This is a genomic window from Pseudonocardia wallangbongensis, from assembly GCF_054486945.1.
This window is the reverse complement of the sequence record NZ_JBRERS010000002.1, coordinates 947,497-963,462: the sequence shown is the minus strand read 5'-3', so window position 1 is coordinate 963,462 and position 15,966 is coordinate 947,497. Positions and strand designations below refer to the sequence as shown.

The window sequence follows — 15,966 nt, the reverse complement described above, 5'->3', positions numbered from 1 at the left end:
GATGTCAGAACGCACCGGCTTCACCAGCCTCAAGCAAGGTGGGATCAACTTCGACTCGTTCCCGATGCGGCTGTTCATCAAGGGCAACGGCCGCCAGTGGAACCCGGCGGACATCGACCTGTCCCGCGACGCCGCGGACGTCGCCGCGATGACCGACGAGGAGCGGTGGTGGACGTTCTCGCTCGCCGCGCAGTTCATGGCGGGCGAGGAGTCGGTGACGCAGGACCTGCAGCCGTTCCTGGGGGCGATGGCCGCGGAGGGCCGGCTCGCCGACGAGATGTACCTGACCCAGTTCGTCTACGAGGAGGCCAAGCACACCGAGGCCTTCCGCCGGTGGTTCGACGCCGTCGGCGTCACGGACGACCTGAACTCCTACATCGCCGACAACGAGCCCTACCAGCTGATCTTCACCAAGGAGCTGCCGGCGAGCCTGCACGCGCTGGCGCAGGACCCGTCGCCGCGCAACCAGATCCGGGCCTCGGTGACCTACAACCACATCGTCGAGGGCACGCTCGCGCTCACCGGCTACTTCTCCTGGCAGAAGATCTGTGCGAGCCGCGGGATCCTCCCGGGGATGCAGCAGATCATCAAGCACATCGGCGACGACGAGCGCCGGCACATGGCGTGGGGCACGTTCACCTGCCGCCGCCACGTCGCGGCCGACGACGCGATGTGGGGCGCCGTCGACGAGCGGATGCAGGAGCTGCTGGTGCCGGCGATGGGCGTGGTGACGGCCACCTTCGAGCGGTGGGACGGGCCGCCGCCGTTCGCCGTCGACATGAACGAGATGGCCGAGTACGCGATGGACAAGGTCGGCCGCCGCCTCGGCGCCATCGAGACGGCCCGCGGCGCGGACCTGCACGTCATCGACGTCGACGCGAGCCCCGAGGCCCTCGAGGAACGCTTCCACGTCGAGGACACGGCGCAGTTGGCGGCGGTGGGCTGACGGTCATGCCCCGGCGCGCCCGTGGTGGACGTGGAACACGTCGGCGGGGTCCACGGCCCGCTTGACCGCGGCGAGGCGCGCGACGTCGGCCGGGAGGTACCCGGTGGCGAGCTGCGCGGCGGTCACGTCCGGACCGGCCAGGAAGTTCATGCACACCCCGCCGGTGCGCCACGGTGCCATCGCCGCGAACAGCCGGTCGTACGCCGCGTGCAGAGCGGGCACCTGCCCGGCCTCCGCCGCCGCGCCCGCGTACAGCACGAACTCGCCGTCGCGGCGGGCGAGCGCGCTCGGTACCGCACCGGGCCGGGCGAGTGCGCCACCCATGAGGCGCAGCTCGACGAGGTACGGCGCGTCCGCGTCCGGCCCGGCGTGGCGCAGCAGCTCGGCCACCGCGGTGGTGTCGAGGGACGCGAGCATGGTGTTGCGGCCGTGGAACGGCACCGGCGTCGTCGGCTCCGCGTGGATCGATCCGACGGCCGAGTACGGCATCTCCGCGAGGGTGTCGGTCACCGGCCCGAGGTCGCGGAACGGCCGCACGAGCCGTTCTCCTTCCTCGGCGCTGCCGGTGAAGGCGAACCGGATGTGGACGACGTACCGGCCGCGCAGCGCGTCGGGCAGAACGGGCAGGTCGGGCATCCGGATCAGCAGGACCGAGGAGCCCATCGCCTCCGGGGCCGTCCGCGTCCACTCCGCCCAGGTGGTCAGCGCGCGCTGCGCGTCGGCGGCGGCGAAGTGCATGCCGCCCCCGTACAGCCGCGCGACCGGGTGCAGGTCGATCTCGACCGCGACCACGACGCCGAGCGTGCCCCGGCCGCCCCCGCGCAGCGCCCAGAACAGCTCGGTCTCCTCGGTGGCGCTCGCCCGGCGCAGCTCGCCGTCGGCGGTGACGACCTCCAGCGCGCGGACGTGGTCGACGGCCCAGCCGAGGCTGCGCCCGAGCATTCCGATGCCTCCGCCCAGGTGGTAGGAGACCACCCCGACCTCGGGCGACGAGCCGTTGAGCGGGGCCAGGCCGTGCTCGGCGGCCGCGCGCACCAGCGCGCCGCCGCGGACGCCCGCCTCGACGCGCGCGGTGCGGGCCACGGGGTCGATCGTGATCCCGTCCATCCGGGACGTGGTGATCAGGACGACGCCGTCGGCTGCGCGGGACGGTCCGTGGCCGGTGGCCTGCACGGCGACCCCGAGGCCGCGGGCGGTGGCGTGGCGGACCGCGGCGACGACGTCGGCGACGGAGGCGGCCGGCACGATCACCTCGGGCTTGTGGTCGACGGCGAGGTTGTAGCCGGTGCGCTCGGCGTCGTAGCTGGGGTCGGAGGGGGTGAGGAAGTCCGTCATGCCTCGACTATCAGCTTGCTGACCTGCGGGAACAACGACAGGATCGGCATGGACTGATAACGTGTGAGTTATGGAACGCCGGGAGATCGAGATCTTCCTGACCCTCGCCGAGGAGCTGCACTTCGGGCGCACGGCCGAGCGGTTGCTCGTCTCCCAGGCCCGCGTCAGCCAGACGATCGCGAAGCTTGAACGGCGGTTCGGCGTCTCCCTGTTCGAGCGCACGAGCCGCCGCGTGGCCCTCACCCCGGTCGGCTCCTCGCTGTACGCCGACGTGCGCGCCGGGCACGACCGCATCCGGAAGGGCGTCGCCGCGGCGATGGCGGCAGGGCGCGGCGTCACCGGCACGCTCGCCGTCGGGCTGGAGGCCCCCGCCGTGGCCGAGCTCGCGGCGGGCGTGTTCGCCCGCTTCCGGGAGCGGCACCCCGGCGTCGAGGTCGTGTTCCGCGAGACCGGCTTCACCGATCCGCTCGACCTGTTGCGCGACGGCGAGGTGGACGTCGCCGTCACCAACGCGCCCGTCGACGAGGAGGGGTTCGAGGAGGGCCCCGAGGTGCACCGCGAACCCGTCGTGCTCGTCGTGCCGCGCGGGCACCGCCTGGCGGGGCGGGAGACCGTCACCCTGGCCGACCTCGACGGCGAGACCGTGTTCCGGGCGGGCCGGCGTGCCGCGCCGTACCGACGGGAGCCGGACCGCACCGCCGCCACCCTGCTGGACCTCATGACGATGATCGCCGCGGGCGAGGGGGTGTGCCCGCTGGCTGCGCACACCGCGGACTACTTCGCCCGCCCGAGCCTGGCCATGGTGCCGTTCGCGCCGTGCTCGCCGCCGGTGCGTTGGGTCCTGTGCTGGCGGCGCGGGCAGCGCACGGCCCGCGTCGCGGCACTGGCGGCGGCCGCCTCACGGCCTGGTCAGGACCAGCTCGGGTAGGCCGGGGCCGTCTCGGCGTAGCGCTCGCCCCAGTCCGGCAGCGCGGCGCCGGACAGGTGCGCCTCCAGCCGGTCGAGGAAGGCGTGGGTGCCGGGGATGAACCCCTTGGCGTTGTGCGCGGACAGGCCGCGGTGGGTGAAGGTGAGCAGCGTGCCCACGCCGTCCTCGGCAAGCTCGTAGCGGACGACCCCGTCCTCGACGATGCGCTGGCGCCACTCGTGCTCGAGGACGTGCGGTGGGTCCCAGACCAGGATGCGCCCGGTCATGCGCTTCGCGTCCGCCGCGGCAGGGGGGTCGGCGGCCACCATCTCGATGGTGCCGCCGCTCCGGCCGTCGATGACGGTCTCGCCGAACCACGCCGCGCGCTGGGCCGGGTCGGTGAGCGCGGCCCACACCGTCTCGACGGGGTACGGGAGGCGGCGGCGGAAGGTGATCGTGGCGTGGTCGCCGTCGATCTCGAGGTCGCCGTACCGGTCGTCAGTCGTCTCCGTCATCTCTGCTCCGTTCTGCGAGGTGTCGTTCCAGGGCGCCGAGGTGGTCGTGCCAGTACCTGCGGTAGCGGTCGAGCCAGCTGTCGATCTCGATCAGCCGATCGGCCCGCAGCGCGTAGATCCGGCGCTGCCCGTCGGGCCGGACCTCGACGAGGCCGACCTCGCGCAGGATCCGCAGGTGCCGGGACACGGCGGGCTGGGTGAGCGCGGGCAGGCTCGCGACGAGCTCGCCCGCGGCCCGCTCGCGCTCGGCGAGCAGGTCGAGAAGTGCCCGCCGATGGGGCTCGGCGACGGCCTCGAACACGTCCACGCACAGAAGTATGATGATAGGCGTATATACGCGTCAACAAATTCTTTTGATCCACCCGTTTTGGTGACGGTCCGCGCTCATGAGGTGGGTGTTTGCGGACGGAGAGCGACGACGTACTGCGGCTGGTCGACCTGCTACGGTCCGATCGGAGCAACTATCGCTCGGGTCCTGACTCGCGAGTAACCCGCCTCGGCGGGTGTCGTTGTCCCGTTGTGGGCAGCCGCCGCCCCAGCTCCGCGCCAGCGTCGGCAAGGCCCCACCGGAAAGTTCTCAGGAGGCGTCGGTGGCGGGTGTCGAGGTGAAGGTCGAGGGGCTGTCGAAGTCCTTCGGTCGCGCCAACATCTGGTCCGATGTCACGCTCACGCTGCCGCCCGGTGAGGTGTCGGTGCTGCTGGGTCCGTCGGGCACCGGCAAGTCGGTGTTCCTGAAGACGCTGATCGGCCTGTTGAAGCCGGAGCGCGGCTCGATCGTCATCCACGACACCGACCTGGTGCGCTGCTCCGAGTCGCGGATGTACGAGCTGCGCAAGCTGTTCGGCGTGCTGTTCCAGGACGGCGCGCTGTTCGGCTCCATGAACCTCTACGACAACATCGCGTTCCCGCTGCGCGAGCACACGAAGAAGTCCGAGTCGGAGATCCGGGACATCGTCGAGGAGAAGGTGGCGATGGTCGGGCTCACCGGGGACGAGGACAAGCTGCCCGGGGAGATCTCGGGCGGCATGCGCAAGCGGGCCGGGCTGGCGCGGGCGCTCGTGCTCGATCCCGAGATCATCCTGTTCGACGAGCCGGACTCCGGGCTCGACCCGGTGCGCACCGCCTACATCAACCAGCTGATCATCGACCTGAACGCGCAGACCGACGCCACGTTCCTGATCGTCACCCACGACATCAACACGGCGCAGACGGTGCCGGACAACATCGGGATGCTCTACCGCAAGCACCTGGCGATGTTCGGCCCGCGCGAGGTCCTGCTGACCTCGGAGGAGCCGGTCGTCGCGCAGTTCCTCAACGGTCGCACGCAGGGGCCGATCGGCATGGCGGAAGAGAAGGACGCCGCGCAGGCGCAGCGGGAGATGGAGGAGGCGGGCGAGCTGGAGGGCCTGCCCCCGCTGAAGCCCCAGCTGCAGCCGAGCACCGGGGTGGGGGAGCGCCGGGCGGTGACGCGCAGGCGCGAGCGGGTGCTGGACCTGCTGCACACGCTGCCGCCCAACGCCCAGCAGGCCATCCGCGACAGCTACGCCGAGGACTCGTTCGCCGTCGACCCGCCCACCGGCCCGATCGCCCCGCAACCCCTGCCGCGGCCGCGGTTCGCGTCCCCGGGCCTGGCCCGTGACGAGCCCACCGAGGTGATCGGCGGCTTCGACGCCGGCTACGACGACCCCACGTCCCGCGACCAGGGACGGTCCTGAGCAGCCGATGACCTCGCCCGCTCCGATCACCCGTGCGCTCACACCGGTCGGCCGGCTCTTCGGCCTCGGTGGCGCCGTGGTGCGCAACGCCTTCCGGCCGCCGTTCCAGCTGGCCGAGTACATCGAGCAGACGTGGTTCGTCACGAAGGTCTCCGCGCTGCCGACGGCGCTGTTCACGATCCCGTTCGGCGCCACGATCGCGCTGCTGCTCGCCGAGCTCACCCGCCAGTTCGGTGCGCAGAGCCAGACCGGCGCCGGCAGCGTGCTCGCGATCGTGCAGCAGGCGGCACCGATCGTCACCGCCCTGTTGATCTCCGGTGCGGGTGGTAGCGCGGTCTGCGCCGACCTGGGTGCGCGCACGATCCGCGAGGAGATCGCCGCCATGGAGGTGCTGGGCATCTCGCCGATCCAGCGGCTCGTGGTGCCGCGGGTGCTCGCGATGGCCACCACGGCCGTGGTGCTCAACGGGCTCGCCAGCGTGGTCGGTGTGGCCGGCGGCTACTACTTCAACGTCATCGTCCAGGGCGGCACGCCCGGGGCGTACATCGCGAGCTTCTCCGCGGTGGCCCAGGTCTCCGACATCGTCGTGAGCGAGGCGAAGGCGTTCCTGTTCGGCTTCACCGCCGGCGTCGTGGCGGCCTACCGGGGCCTCAACCCGCCGCCTGGCCCCAAGGGCGTCGGTGACGCGGTGAACCAGTCCGTCGTCATCTCGTTCGTGCTGGTCTTCCTGATCAACCTCGTGCTGACGGGCCTGTACCTCGAGCTCGTCCCGCCGAAGGGGTCGTGAGATGGCGCTGCTGAACGGCCGGGCGCGCCGCGTCGCGGGCGGCCCGCTCAACGCCCTCGACGAGCTCGGCGACCAGCTCTCGCTCTACGCCCGCGCGATCGCGTGGACGCCGCGCACGCTGCGCCGCTACCGGGGGGAGATCGGGCGCCTGCTGGCCGAGGTCAGCTTCGGGTCGGGCGCGCTCATCGTCATCCTCGGCACGGCGGGAGTGATGCTGTCGCTGTCGCTGTTCGTCGGCAGCCTCGTGGGCCTGCAGGGTTTCCGGGCGCTCGACTCGCTCGGCGTCGAGGCGCTCACCGGCTTCATCACCGCGTACTTCAACACCCGCGACATCGCCCCGCTGGTGGCGGCGGCAGCGCTGACGGCCACGCTCGGCGCGGGCTTCACCGCGCAGCTGGGTGCGATGCGGATCTCGGAGGAGATCGACGCGCTCGAGGTGATGGCGGTGCCCAGCGTGCCGTACCTCATCACGACCCGCGTGATCGCCGGGGTCATCGCGATCATCCCGATGTACACGATCGGCCTGCTGGCCAGCTTCGTGGCGTCGCGGCTGAACGTCACGCTGATCAACAACCTGCCCGGCGGCACCTACGACCACTACTTCGACCTGTTCCTGCCGGTCAGCGACGTCCTGTACTCGTACGTCAAGGTGATCGCGTTCGCGATCGTGATCATCCTGATCCACTGCCACTACGGGTACACGGCACGCGGTGGTCCTGCCGGCGTCGGCATCGCGGTGGGCCGGTCGGTGCGGCTGTCGATCGTGAGCACCGCGATCCTGGACTTCTTCCTCACGCTGGTGCTCTTCGGCACCGAGACCTCGGTGCGGGTGGCGGGATGAAACGTCGCTTGCAGGGTCTGCTGTTCGTCGGGGTGCTGCTGGCGCTCGTCGCGCTGGCGGTCGGCGAGTACTCCGGGGCGTTCGACCGCGGCGTTCCGGTCACGCTGCAGGTGGACCGCGTCGGCAACCAGCTCGCCGAGAAGGCCGACGTGAAGGTGCGTGGGCTTGACGTAGGCAAGGTCACCTCCGTCACCACGGACGGCGAGCAGGCCACGGTGGAGATGTCCATCGACCCGGACAAGGTCGACCTGATCTCCGCGAACGTCTCCGCACAGCTCATCCCCAAGACGCTCTTCGGTGAGCGGTACGTCTCGCTCGTGCCGCCCGACGGCCCGAAGGGGCCGCCGCTCGCGGCGGGCGACGTGATCCCGATGGACCGCAGCGCGTCCGCCCGCGAGCTGGAACGGGTGCTCGACGGCCTCCTGCCGTTGCTCACCGCCGTCGAGCCGCAGGAGCTGGCCACCACGCTCGGTGCCATGTCGCAGGCGCTCGAGGGCCGCGGCGAGAACCTGGGGCAGACGCTGGTGCGGCTGCAGAAGCTGACGTCGGGCCTCCGCCCGGCGATCCCGGACCTGCAGGCCGACGTCACCGAGCTCGCCGACTTCGCCCACAACGTGGACAAGGCGGCCCCCGACCTGCTCGACGCGCTGGAGGACTTCACCGTCACCAGCCGCACGGTGGTGGAGCAGCGGGCCCAGCTGCGCGAGCTGCTGACCAGCGTCACGGGGGCGTCGGACGACCTGCGCGCGTTCCTCGACGCGAACGGCGAGAACATCATCTCGCTCGCCGACTCGGCCCGCCCGACGCTCGCGACCCTCGCCCGGTACGCGCCGGAGTTCCCGTGCCTGTTCAACCAGCTGGCCGGGCTGGTCCCGCGGCTGGACGAGGCGTTCGGCCACGGCACCGACAGCCCCGGCCTCCGTGCCACGGTCGAGATCGTCGCCAGCCAGGGGAAGTACATCCCGAACCAGGACGAGCCGCGCTACCTCGACGACCGCGGCCCGCGCTGCTACCCGATCGTCTACCCGGGGCCGGACCAGCCGCCGGGTGGACCGTTCAAGGACGGCACGAAGCCGCACGAGAACCCGCCGGCCAGTACCCCGCTGGGCAGTGCGGAGGAGTTCGGCGCGGTCCCGAGCTCCTACACCGGCGGCGCCGACATGGGCGTGCCCAACTCACCGGGTGAGCGCCAGATCGTCGGCGAGCTGCTCGCGCTCCAGGACGGCACCTCGCCCGATGCGGTCCCGGCCTGGAGCACGATGCTCGTCGGGCCGCTGTACCGCGGGACCGAGGTGACGGTGACGTGAGTCGGATTCCGGTCGGCCCGCTGGTCAAGTTCGTGTCGCTGGCGGTGGTGGTGGCGCTCTGCACCACCGTGCTCGCCCTGACCATCGCCAACTCCTCCGGCGGCGCGCACACGTCGTACACCGCGCGCTTCACCGACGCCAGTGGCCTGCTCCCCGGCGACGACGTCCGGATCGCGGGCGTGGTCGTCGGCACCGTCGACGACGTGCGGATCGTCGACCGGCGGTTCGCGGAGGTCGCGTTCAGCGTGGCGCAGGACCAGCCGCTCCCGGCCTCGGTGGGCGCGTCGATCCTCTACCGCAACCTCATCGGGCAGCGCTACCTCTCGCTCGAGCAGGGCGCGGGGCCCGCGGGCGAGACCCTGCCGGCGGGCGGCTCGATCCCGGCCGAGCGCACGCGCCCGCCGCTCAACCTCACGGTGCTGTTCAACGGGTTCAAGCCGTTGCTCACGGCGCTCGACCCGGAGCAGGTGAACCAGCTCTCCTTCGAGATCATCCAGGTGCTGCAGGGCCAGGGCGGCACCGTCAGGAGCCTGCTCGCGCACACCGCGTCGCTCACCAACACCCTCGCCGACCGCGACGAGGTGATCGGCCAGGTGATCGACAACCTGAACGCGGTGCTGGACACCGTCAACGCCCGCGACGGGCGGTTGTCGGAGCTCATCGGCTCGCTGCAGGCGCTGGTGTCCGGCCTCTCGGCGGACCGCGAGCCGATCGGCGAGGCGATCGTGTCGATCGGCGACCTCACCACCGTCACCGCGGACCTCCTGAAGGACGCGCGGCCCCCGCTCAAGGACGACATCGGGCACCTGGGCGACCTCGCCGAGAACCTCAACGCCCAGGACGAGCGGCTCGAACAGACGATCAAGAACCTGCCGCCCAAGCTCAAGAAGGTCATCCGCGCCGGCAGCTACGGCAGCTGGTTCAACTTCTACCTGTGCGGGGCGAGCGGGAAGGTCGGCCTCGGGGAGATCCTCCCGACGTTCGAGATCCCGGTGTACACCAGCGGTGTGCCGCGCTGCGGCGCAGACCCGGATGGCAAGGACAGCGGGAACACGGACTCGCTCGCGGGACTGCCCCTGCCCGACCTGCCCTTGCCCGACCTGCCCCTGCCGGGCGGGGACTCCGGCGTCCCGCAGCTCCCCGTGCCCGACCTGCCCCTGCTGTCCGACCTCTCCCTCGGCGGCGGCTGATGCCGGGCACCCGCAACCCCGTGGCCACGGCGATCATCGGTCTGCTGGTGGTCGTGCTCGTCGTGGTGCTCGCGTTCAACGGCCCGGCGATCTTCGGCGGCGGCACCACGTACCAGGCCGAGTTCCGCGAGGCGGCCGGGCTCACGACCGGCGACATGGTCACGGTGGCCGGCGTCGAGGCGGGCCGCGTCCAGGACGTGGGGCTCGAGGGCGACCACGTGCTGGTCACGTTCAAGGTCATCGACGCGTGGGTGGGCGACCGCACGTCGGCGTCGATCCAGATCCGCACCCTGCTCGGGGCCAAGACCCTCGCCCTCGACCCGCAGGGTGACGCCGACCTCGACGAGGACGGGATCATCCCGCTGGCGCGCACCTCGTCGCCGTTCGACGTGGTGGAGGCGTTCGACGGGCTGTCCGGCACGCTCGACCAGGTCGACACCGGGCAGCTCGCGCAGAGCCTGAACACCCTCTCGGACACCTTCAAGGACACCCCACCGGAGATCCGCGGCGCGCTCGACGGGCTCTCGCGGCTGTCCACCACGATCGCGAGCCGCGACGAGGAGATCCGCAAGCTGCTCGCCGGTACCCACGAGCTCGCGGGGGTCCTGGCCGACCGCAACGCCGACGTCGAGAAGCTGCTCAAGGACGGCAACCTGCTGCTCGACGAGCTGCAGCGCCGGCGGGACGCGATCAGCAGGCTCCTCGACGGCACGATCGCGCTGTCCGAGCAGCTGCGCGGGCTGGTCGCCGACAACAAGGACCAGCTGACGCCCACGCTGGAGCAGCTCGACCGGGTGGCGGCGCTGCTGCAGCGCAACAAGGACTCCCTCGGCGCCGGCATCCGCGACCTCGCCGTGTTCGTGCGGCTCTTCGCGAACGCCACCGGCAACGGCGAGTGGTTCGACAACTACATCTGCGCGCTGCTCCCGCCCTCGGTGGGCCCGATCAACCACGAGGGCTGCTGATGGCGCTGAACACGACCGACCGCAGGCAGCTGCAGTTCACCGCGCTCCTGGCCGTGATCGCCGTGCTGGCGGCGAGCGGCCTCTACCTCGTGCTGCGGCACCCCACTCGGATGATCACCGCCTACTTCACGTCGGCCACCGGGGTGTTCGAGGACAACTCGGTGCGGGTTCTCGGCGTGCAGGTCGGCGACATCGTCAGCATCACCCCGGAGGGCACCCGGGTGCGCGTCGAGATGCGCATCGACGACCCCGACCTCAAGCTGCCGGCCGACGCGAAGGCCGTCGTCGTCTCGCCGAGCCTGGTCACCGGGCGCTACATCCAGCTCGCCCCCACGTGGGGCGGCGGCCCCGAGTTGCAGGACGGCGCCGTGATCCCGCTCGAGCGCACCGCGGTGCCGCTCGGCGTCGACGACCTCGCCCGCACCGCGACCCAGCTCGCCGACGCGCTGGGGCCCGACGGCGTCAACTCGCAGGGTGCGCTGTCGAACGCCCTCGACGTCGGGGCCGCGAACCTGGACGGCAACGGCCGGGCGCTGAACGACACGATCCGCAACCTCGGGGAGCTGTCGGGCACGCTCGCCGACTCCCGCGAGGACCTCTTCGGCACGGTGAAGGAGCTCCAGTCCTTCACGTCGATGCTCGCCGCGAACGACGGCGAGGTGCGCGAGTTCAACCGGCGCCTCGCGGACGTGTCAGGGTTCCTCGCCGACGAGCGCGGGGACCTGGGCACCGCGGTGCGGGAGCTGTCCATCGCGCTCGGCGAGGTGGCCGACTTCGTCCGGGACAACCGGGACCTGGTGAAGTCCAACGTCGACCGGCTCAACGACGTCACCGAGGTGGTCGTCGACCAGCGCAAGGCCCTCGCCGAGGTCCTGGACGTCGCGCCGGTCGCGCTCGGCAACCTCTCGCTGGCCTACAACGGCTCGTCCGGCACCCTCGACGCCCGCGCGGACATCAACGAGCTGACCATGCCGGTCCCGGTGCTGCTCTGCGAGCTGGTGAAGAGGGGCACACCCGAGAATCTTCCGGACAAGCTCGGCGAAGCCTGCGGGAAACTCGCCCCGATCCTCGACGGCCTCGTCCCCCTGCCCAGCGCGGCCGACGTGATCACGGCCCTGCAGAGCGGCCAGCCGCCGCCCGTGCCGGGGCTCGCGCTGCCGACCGTGCCGGCGGATCCCGCGGCCCCGCTGCCCGCGCTGCCGCTGCCCGGCCTCCCCGGCGCGCCGACGGCGCAGCCGGAGGGGGAGCCCGAGTCCACCGACACGGCCACGCCGGAGTCGACCGGCAAGGCCGAGCCCTCGGAGAAGAGCTCGGAGAAGTCCGAGAAGAACCAGGGGAAGCAGGAGCGGGAGTCCGACGAACGGCCGGGTCTCTCGGACCTGTTCGGGGGTGGTGACCGGTGATCCGCCACCGGCTCGCCGCCGTCGCGACCGCCGCCGCACTGCTGCTCACGAGCGGCTGTGGCGTGCTGTCGGGCGGCCTGCGCGGCGTCGACCTGCCCGGCGGTGCGAGCCTCGGCGACCACCCGTACCAGCTGACGATCGAGTTCACCGACGTCGTCGACCTCGTGCCGCAGTCGCTCGTGAAGGTCGCGGACGTGCCGGTCGGGACCGTCAGCGACATCAGGGTCGGCCCCGACTGGACGGCCCAGGTCACGGTGCTCGTCAACGGTGACGTCGCCCTCCCGCCCGATGCCCGGGCCCGGGTGCGCACCACGAGCCTGCTGGGCGAGAAGTTCGTGGAGCTGCTCGCTCCGCAGGACGCCGCGTCCGGCCGGATCGCCGACGGCGCCACCATCCCGCTGCTGCGCACGAGCCGGGCCGCCGAGGTGGAGGAGGTGCTCGGCGCGCTGTCGATGCTGCTCAACGGCGGTGGCGTCGCCCAGATCCGGACGATCGCGAGCGAGCTCAACAAGGCGCTATCCGGCAACGAGCCGGAGATCCGGGCGCTGCTCGACGACCTCGACGCGCTCGTCGGCGCGCTCGACGACCACAAGTCCGAGATCACCCGGGCCATCGACGAGGTCAACCGCCTCGCCGGCACGTTGCGCGACCGCAAGGGGCAGATCCAGACGGCGCTTGACGACCTGTCGCCGGGCCTGCGTGAGCTGGAGGACCAGCGCGGCAAGCTCGTCGACATGCTGAAGGCGCTCGACCGGCTCTCGGGCGTCGCCACCGACGTCGTCAACCGCAGCCACGACGACGTGGTCGCCGACCTGGAGCTGCTGAAGCCGGTGCTGGCGAAGCTCGTCGAGTCCGGGCCCGACCTCGTCAACTCGCTGAGCCTGTTGCCCACCTTCCCGTTCAGCGACGGCACGGTGGACGGGTTCGCGGGCGACTACGCCAACCTCTACATCAAGCTCGACCTCGACCTGAGCAGCCTCCTCGAGAACCTGGCGCGCTCCGGTGAGCCGTTCCCGGGTCCCGACGGGCCGCTGGGGATGCTGCCGCCGACGTCGAAGCTCCTGGGGCCGCTGCTCGGCCCGGAGCCCCCGTCGCTGCCGAGCTTCCCGCTGCTGGGCGAGGGCGACCTCCTTCCGGTGCCCGGTGAGGTCGAGCCGACCCCCACCGCGGGATCGCCGGAGCCGCATGACGAGGACGACGATCAGACCCGCGAGGGCGGGCTGCTGGGTGGGCTGCTCGGAGGTGACCGATGATCACCAAGGTCATCCGGCTCCAGCTGGTGGCGTTCCTGCTGGTCACCATCGCCGGCGTCGGGTACGCCGGGTTCCGCTACGCGGGGTTCGGTGACGTGTTCGGCACCACGACGTACCCGGTGCGCGTGGAGCTCGCGCGGTCCGGCGGGATCTTCACCGGCGCCGATGTCACCTACCGGGGGGTGAGCGTCGGCCGCGTCGGCCCGTTGACGATCACCCCGGACGGGGTCGAGGCGCAGCTCGACATCCGGCGCGCCGCCGCGGCGATACCCGCCGACGTCGACGCCGCCGTCCACAACCTGTCCGCGATCGGCGAGCAGTACGTCGACCTGCAGCCGGCGAGCGACGGCGCTCCCTACCTGGAGGACGGCTCGGTGATCCCGGTGGGGCGCACGAGCACCCCCGTACCCGTCGAGCAGCTCGTCGTCAGCCTCGACGACTTCGTCCGGTCGGTGCCGCTGGACTCCCTGCGCACCACCGTGGACGAGCTCGGCGCCGCCTTCTCCGACACCGCGCTGCCGCTGCAGAAGCTGCTCGACACCACCGACGCGTTCACCGAGGACGCCGTCGACGCGCTGCCGGAGACCGTGACCCTCATCGAGGACGGGCGCACCGTTCTCACCACGCAGAACGACGTCGCGGGTTCCTTCCAGAGCTTCAGCAAGGACCTCGCGCTGCTCGCCGACCAGCTGGCCGAGTCCGACCCGGACCTGCGGAGGCTCATCGAGACGGGCCCCGAGGCGTCCACCCAGATCAGGGGCCTGCTGCGGGAGAGCGGCGGCGGTCTCGGCGACCTCGTCGCCGACCTGCTCACGATCTCCCGCGTGGCCGAGCCGCGCCAGGCCGCGCTCCGGCAGATCCTCGTCACCTACCCGGGCGTCACGTCCACGACCTACACCGTGGTCCCCGGCGACGGCACCGCGCACCTCGGCCTCGTGCTCAGCAACATCGGCGATCCGCCCCCCTGCGTCCGGGGCTACGAGGGCACGAACCGGCGTCCCGGCAGCGACGTGTCGGATGCGCCGTTCAACCGCAAGGCGTACTGCGCGGAACCCCCCGGGAGCCCCATCGACGTGCGCGGTGCGCAGAATGTGCCGCACGCGAAGACGCCGATGGCGGCCGTCGGCTCGCCGTCCGGGACCCCGCGGGGCGGTGCGCCGGCCGGCTCCGCCCCCGTGATCCCCGACCGCGTGGGCTCGCTCCCGCCGCTCAGCTCACTGGCCCAGATCCTCAGTTGACCCAGGACATTCCGCGCCGACCCGACCCCCGACGGAGAGCCGCATGACCGTCCTCGAGAAGCCCAGCACGCAGGAGAAGGACCCGCCGCCCCGGCGGCGTTTCGAGATCACCCCAGTCCGCGCCGTCGCCGCGCTCGTGGCGCTCGCTGCGCTCGCCGCCCTGTTCTTCGGCGGGCGGTGGGCACTCGACCTGGGCGACGAGGGCCTGGCCCTCGCGGCCGACCGCGAGGCCGTGCTGGTGGACGCGCGGCAGGCGGCGATCAACCTCAACACGCTCGACTACCGGAACGTCGCACCCGGGCTCGACCTGTGGGAGCAGACCTCCACCGGCACGCTGCTCGACGAGTTCCGCGCCAACCGGGCCGAGTACGAGCAGGTCGTGACGCAGGCCAAGCGGGTCACCGTCGCCACGGTCCCGGACGCCGCCGTCGCCGAGCTGGACGTGCGCGCCGGCACGGCCCGCGTCCTGCTGGCCGTCGACGTCGAGGTCCGCCCGGAGGGCCAGGACCCCGTCGTCACGCGCCAGCGGCTCGAGCTCGAGATGACCCGCACCGACCAGGGCTGGAAGGCGAGCCGGGTGGCCCCGGTCCGCACGCCGAGCTGACAGGAGCACCTCGAATGCCCCCTCGTCCCCGCTCCCCCCGCCCCCGCCCGGCCCCGTCCCGCCGCCCCCGGGTGGCGGGGATGGCACCCACCGTCCCCCGCCCGTCCGACCGGGCGGAGGAGGCCACCGAGGCCACCGTCGTCGCGCCGGCGCCGGAACGTCCGGCCGAGGCGGCGCCGCCGACCGGCAAGGCCAAGCCGAAGCGGCCGCGCCCGAAGCCCGCCCCCGACCCCACCGGTGGCGTGACCGAGCAGTTGCCGGTCGTCGAGGGCGAGGAGCAGGCGAAGCCCGCGGCAAAGCCCCGCAGGAAGCCGGTCCGGTCCAGCTCGGTCGAGACCGTCGAGGAGGACGCGGGCCGCGAGACCGGCGAGGCCCCCGCAGAAGGCCGCGGCGCCCGGCTGGCCGCGCTGCTGCGCCGCCGGGCCGTCCCGCTGCTCGCGGTGGCGGCGGTGCTGCTCGCCGCCGTGGCCGTGTTCGCCGGCGTCCAGGACGCGCAGCTGCGCGGCACCCCGGCGGCGCAGAACACGGCGCTCGTGGACGTCGGGACCACCGCCGAGGCGGCCGGGCAGCTGTCGGACGCGATCGAGACCGTGTACTCGTTCGACTTCGCCCGGCTCGACGAGAACGAGAACGCCGCCCGCAACGTGATCACGCCGGCGTTCGCGGCCGAGTTCGACCGCCTGTTCGGCGAGGTCAGGGCGCGCGCGCCGCAGCAGCAGGCGGTCGTGTCCGCGACGGTCACCCACACAGCGGTCAAGGAGATCACCGGCGATCGGGCCGTGCTGGTGGCGTTCGTCGACCAGCAGGCCACCCGGGCCGCCCCGGACGCGCAGTCGCAGCAGCTGGCGGCGGCCGGCCGGCTCACGGTGACCGGCGAGCGCGTGGACGGCCGCTGGAAGATCGCCGCGGTCACCCCCCTCTGACCACGACCCACCCGAGCCGCGGGCGTGCCCCGCGGTG

General features: G+C 72.2%; 16 protein-coding genes. 13 read left to right on the top strand and 3 right to left on the bottom strand.

What is annotated here, in order from left to right; genetic code table 11:
- The first annotated feature begins 1 nt into the window (after position 1).
- Positions 2-946 carry a R2-like ligand-binding oxidase gene (locus tag ACU436_RS10975; RefSeq protein WP_459024163.1) on the top strand — a complete coding sequence of 315 codons (945 nt, stop codon included), beginning with the start codon at positions 2-4 and terminating at the stop codon, positions 944-946.
- A 3-nt stretch (positions 947-949) separates the two neighbouring features.
- Here the strand turns inward: ACU436_RS10975 and ACU436_RS10970 are convergent, their stop codons facing one another.
- Positions 950-2,281 (bottom strand): FAD-binding oxidoreductase, encoded by a 1,332-nt coding sequence (locus ACU436_RS10970; protein WP_459024162.1) that lies wholly within the window; start codon positions 2,279-2,281, stop codon positions 950-952.
- A 70-nt stretch (positions 2,282-2,351) separates the two neighbouring features.
- On the opposite strand from ACU436_RS10970, the gene ACU436_RS10965 reads away from it, so the two are divergent.
- Complete coding sequence (locus ACU436_RS10965; RefSeq protein WP_459024161.1) at positions 2,352-3,209, top strand: LysR family transcriptional regulator; 858 nt, start codon at positions 2,352-2,354, stop codon at positions 3,207-3,209.
- On the opposite strand, the gene ACU436_RS10960 is transcribed toward ACU436_RS10965, so the two are convergent.
- Both ACU436_RS10960 and ACU436_RS10955 read right to left on the bottom strand, forming a co-directional pair.
- Entirely contained in the window at positions 3,191-3,703 is a 513-nt protein-coding gene (locus ACU436_RS10960; protein WP_459024160.1) for an SRPBCC family protein, read from the bottom strand. The two genes, ACU436_RS10965 and ACU436_RS10960, sit on opposite strands and share 19 nt — an antisense overlap.
- Positions 3,687-4,010: an ArsR/SmtB family transcription factor gene (locus ACU436_RS10955; protein ID WP_459024159.1), complete on the bottom strand. Its 324-nt coding sequence runs from the start codon at positions 4,008-4,010 to the stop codon at positions 3,687-3,689. Before ACU436_RS10955 ends, ACU436_RS10960 begins: the two co-directional genes overlap by 17 nt.
- Before the next feature lie 283 nt (positions 4,011-4,293).
- Between ACU436_RS10955 and ACU436_RS10950 the strand changes: the two genes are divergently transcribed.
- From ACU436_RS10950 to ACU436_RS10900, 11 genes are all read left to right on the top strand, one after another.
- Positions 4,294-5,418, top strand: a complete 1,125-nt coding sequence (locus ACU436_RS10950) for an ABC transporter ATP-binding protein (protein WP_459024158.1) — start codon at positions 4,294-4,296, stop codon at positions 5,416-5,418.
- Between the two features lie 7 nt (positions 5,419-5,425).
- Positions 5,426-6,205: an MlaE family ABC transporter permease gene (locus tag ACU436_RS10945; protein WP_459024157.1), complete on the top strand. Its 780-nt coding sequence runs from the start codon at positions 5,426-5,428 to the stop codon at positions 6,203-6,205.
- Between the two features lies 1 nt (position 6,206).
- Complete coding sequence (locus ACU436_RS10940; RefSeq protein ID WP_459024156.1) at positions 6,207-7,046, top strand: MlaE family ABC transporter permease; 840 nt, start codon at positions 6,207-6,209, stop codon at positions 7,044-7,046.
- Entirely contained in the window at positions 7,043-8,353 is a 1,311-nt protein-coding gene (locus ACU436_RS10935) for an MCE family protein (protein WP_459024155.1), read from the top strand. The genes ACU436_RS10940 and ACU436_RS10935 overlap by 4 nt, the downstream gene beginning before the upstream one ends.
- Positions 8,350-9,543, top strand: a complete 1,194-nt coding sequence (locus ACU436_RS10930) for an MCE family protein (RefSeq protein ID WP_459024154.1) — start codon at positions 8,350-8,352, stop codon at positions 9,541-9,543. Before ACU436_RS10935 ends, ACU436_RS10930 begins: the two co-directional genes overlap by 4 nt.
- Positions 9,543-10,508 carry an MCE family protein gene (locus tag ACU436_RS10925; RefSeq protein ID WP_459024153.1) on the top strand — a complete coding sequence of 322 codons (966 nt, stop codon included), beginning with the start codon at positions 9,543-9,545 and terminating at the stop codon, positions 10,506-10,508. Before ACU436_RS10930 ends, ACU436_RS10925 begins: the two co-directional genes overlap by 1 nt.
- Positions 10,508-11,911, top strand: a complete 1,404-nt coding sequence (locus tag ACU436_RS10920; RefSeq protein ID WP_459024152.1) for an MCE family protein — start codon at positions 10,508-10,510, stop codon at positions 11,909-11,911. The genes ACU436_RS10925 and ACU436_RS10920 overlap by 1 nt, the downstream gene beginning before the upstream one ends.
- The gene (locus ACU436_RS10915) at positions 11,908-13,164 is read left to right on the top strand and encodes an MCE family protein (RefSeq protein WP_459024151.1); all 1,257 of its coding nucleotides are present in this window, start codon (positions 11,908-11,910) and stop codon (positions 13,162-13,164) included. The genes ACU436_RS10920 and ACU436_RS10915 overlap by 4 nt, the downstream gene beginning before the upstream one ends.
- Complete coding sequence (locus ACU436_RS10910) at positions 13,161-14,402, top strand: MlaD family protein (protein WP_459024150.1); 1,242 nt, start codon at positions 13,161-13,163, stop codon at positions 14,400-14,402. The genes ACU436_RS10915 and ACU436_RS10910 overlap by 4 nt, the downstream gene beginning before the upstream one ends.
- A 43-nt stretch (positions 14,403-14,445) precedes the next feature.
- A complete protein-coding gene (locus ACU436_RS10905; RefSeq protein WP_459024149.1) occupies positions 14,446-15,006 on the top strand; it encodes a hypothetical protein in 561 nt (186 codons plus the stop codon).
- A gap of 80 nt (positions 15,007-15,086) precedes the next feature.
- Complete coding sequence (locus ACU436_RS10900) at positions 15,087-15,929, top strand: hypothetical protein (protein ID WP_459024147.1); 843 nt, start codon at positions 15,087-15,089, stop codon at positions 15,927-15,929.
- The last annotated feature ends 37 nt before the right edge of the window (positions 15,930-15,966 follow it).

Coding starts and splice junctions, on each gene's coding strand:
- ACU436_RS10975 (WP_459024163.1), top strand. CDS start 2: ATGTCAGAACGCACCGGCTTCACCAGCCTCAAGCAAGGTGGGATCAAC.
- ACU436_RS10970 (WP_459024162.1), bottom strand. CDS start 2,281: ATGACGGACTTCCTCACCCCCTCCGACCCCAGCTACGACGCCGAGCGC.
- ACU436_RS10965 (WP_459024161.1), top strand. CDS start 2,352: ATGGAACGCCGGGAGATCGAGATCTTCCTGACCCTCGCCGAGGAGCTG.
- ACU436_RS10960 (WP_459024160.1), bottom strand. CDS start 3,703: ATGACGGAGACGACTGACGACCGGTACGGCGACCTCGAGATCGACGGC.
- ACU436_RS10945 (WP_459024157.1), top strand. CDS start 5,426: ATGACCTCGCCCGCTCCGATCACCCGTGCGCTCACACCGGTCGGCCGG.
- ACU436_RS10940 (WP_459024156.1), top strand. CDS start 6,207: ATGGCGCTGCTGAACGGCCGGGCGCGCCGCGTCGCGGGCGGCCCGCTC.
- ACU436_RS10935 (WP_459024155.1), top strand. CDS start 7,043: ATGAAACGTCGCTTGCAGGGTCTGCTGTTCGTCGGGGTGCTGCTGGCG.
- ACU436_RS10925 (WP_459024153.1), top strand. CDS start 9,543: ATGCCGGGCACCCGCAACCCCGTGGCCACGGCGATCATCGGTCTGCTG.
- ACU436_RS10920 (WP_459024152.1), top strand. CDS start 10,508: ATGGCGCTGAACACGACCGACCGCAGGCAGCTGCAGTTCACCGCGCTC.
- ACU436_RS10910 (WP_459024150.1), top strand. CDS start 13,161: ATGATCACCAAGGTCATCCGGCTCCAGCTGGTGGCGTTCCTGCTGGTC.
- ACU436_RS10905 (WP_459024149.1), top strand. CDS start 14,446: ATGACCGTCCTCGAGAAGCCCAGCACGCAGGAGAAGGACCCGCCGCCC.
- ACU436_RS10900 (WP_459024147.1), top strand. CDS start 15,087: ATGGCACCCACCGTCCCCCGCCCGTCCGACCGGGCGGAGGAGGCCACC.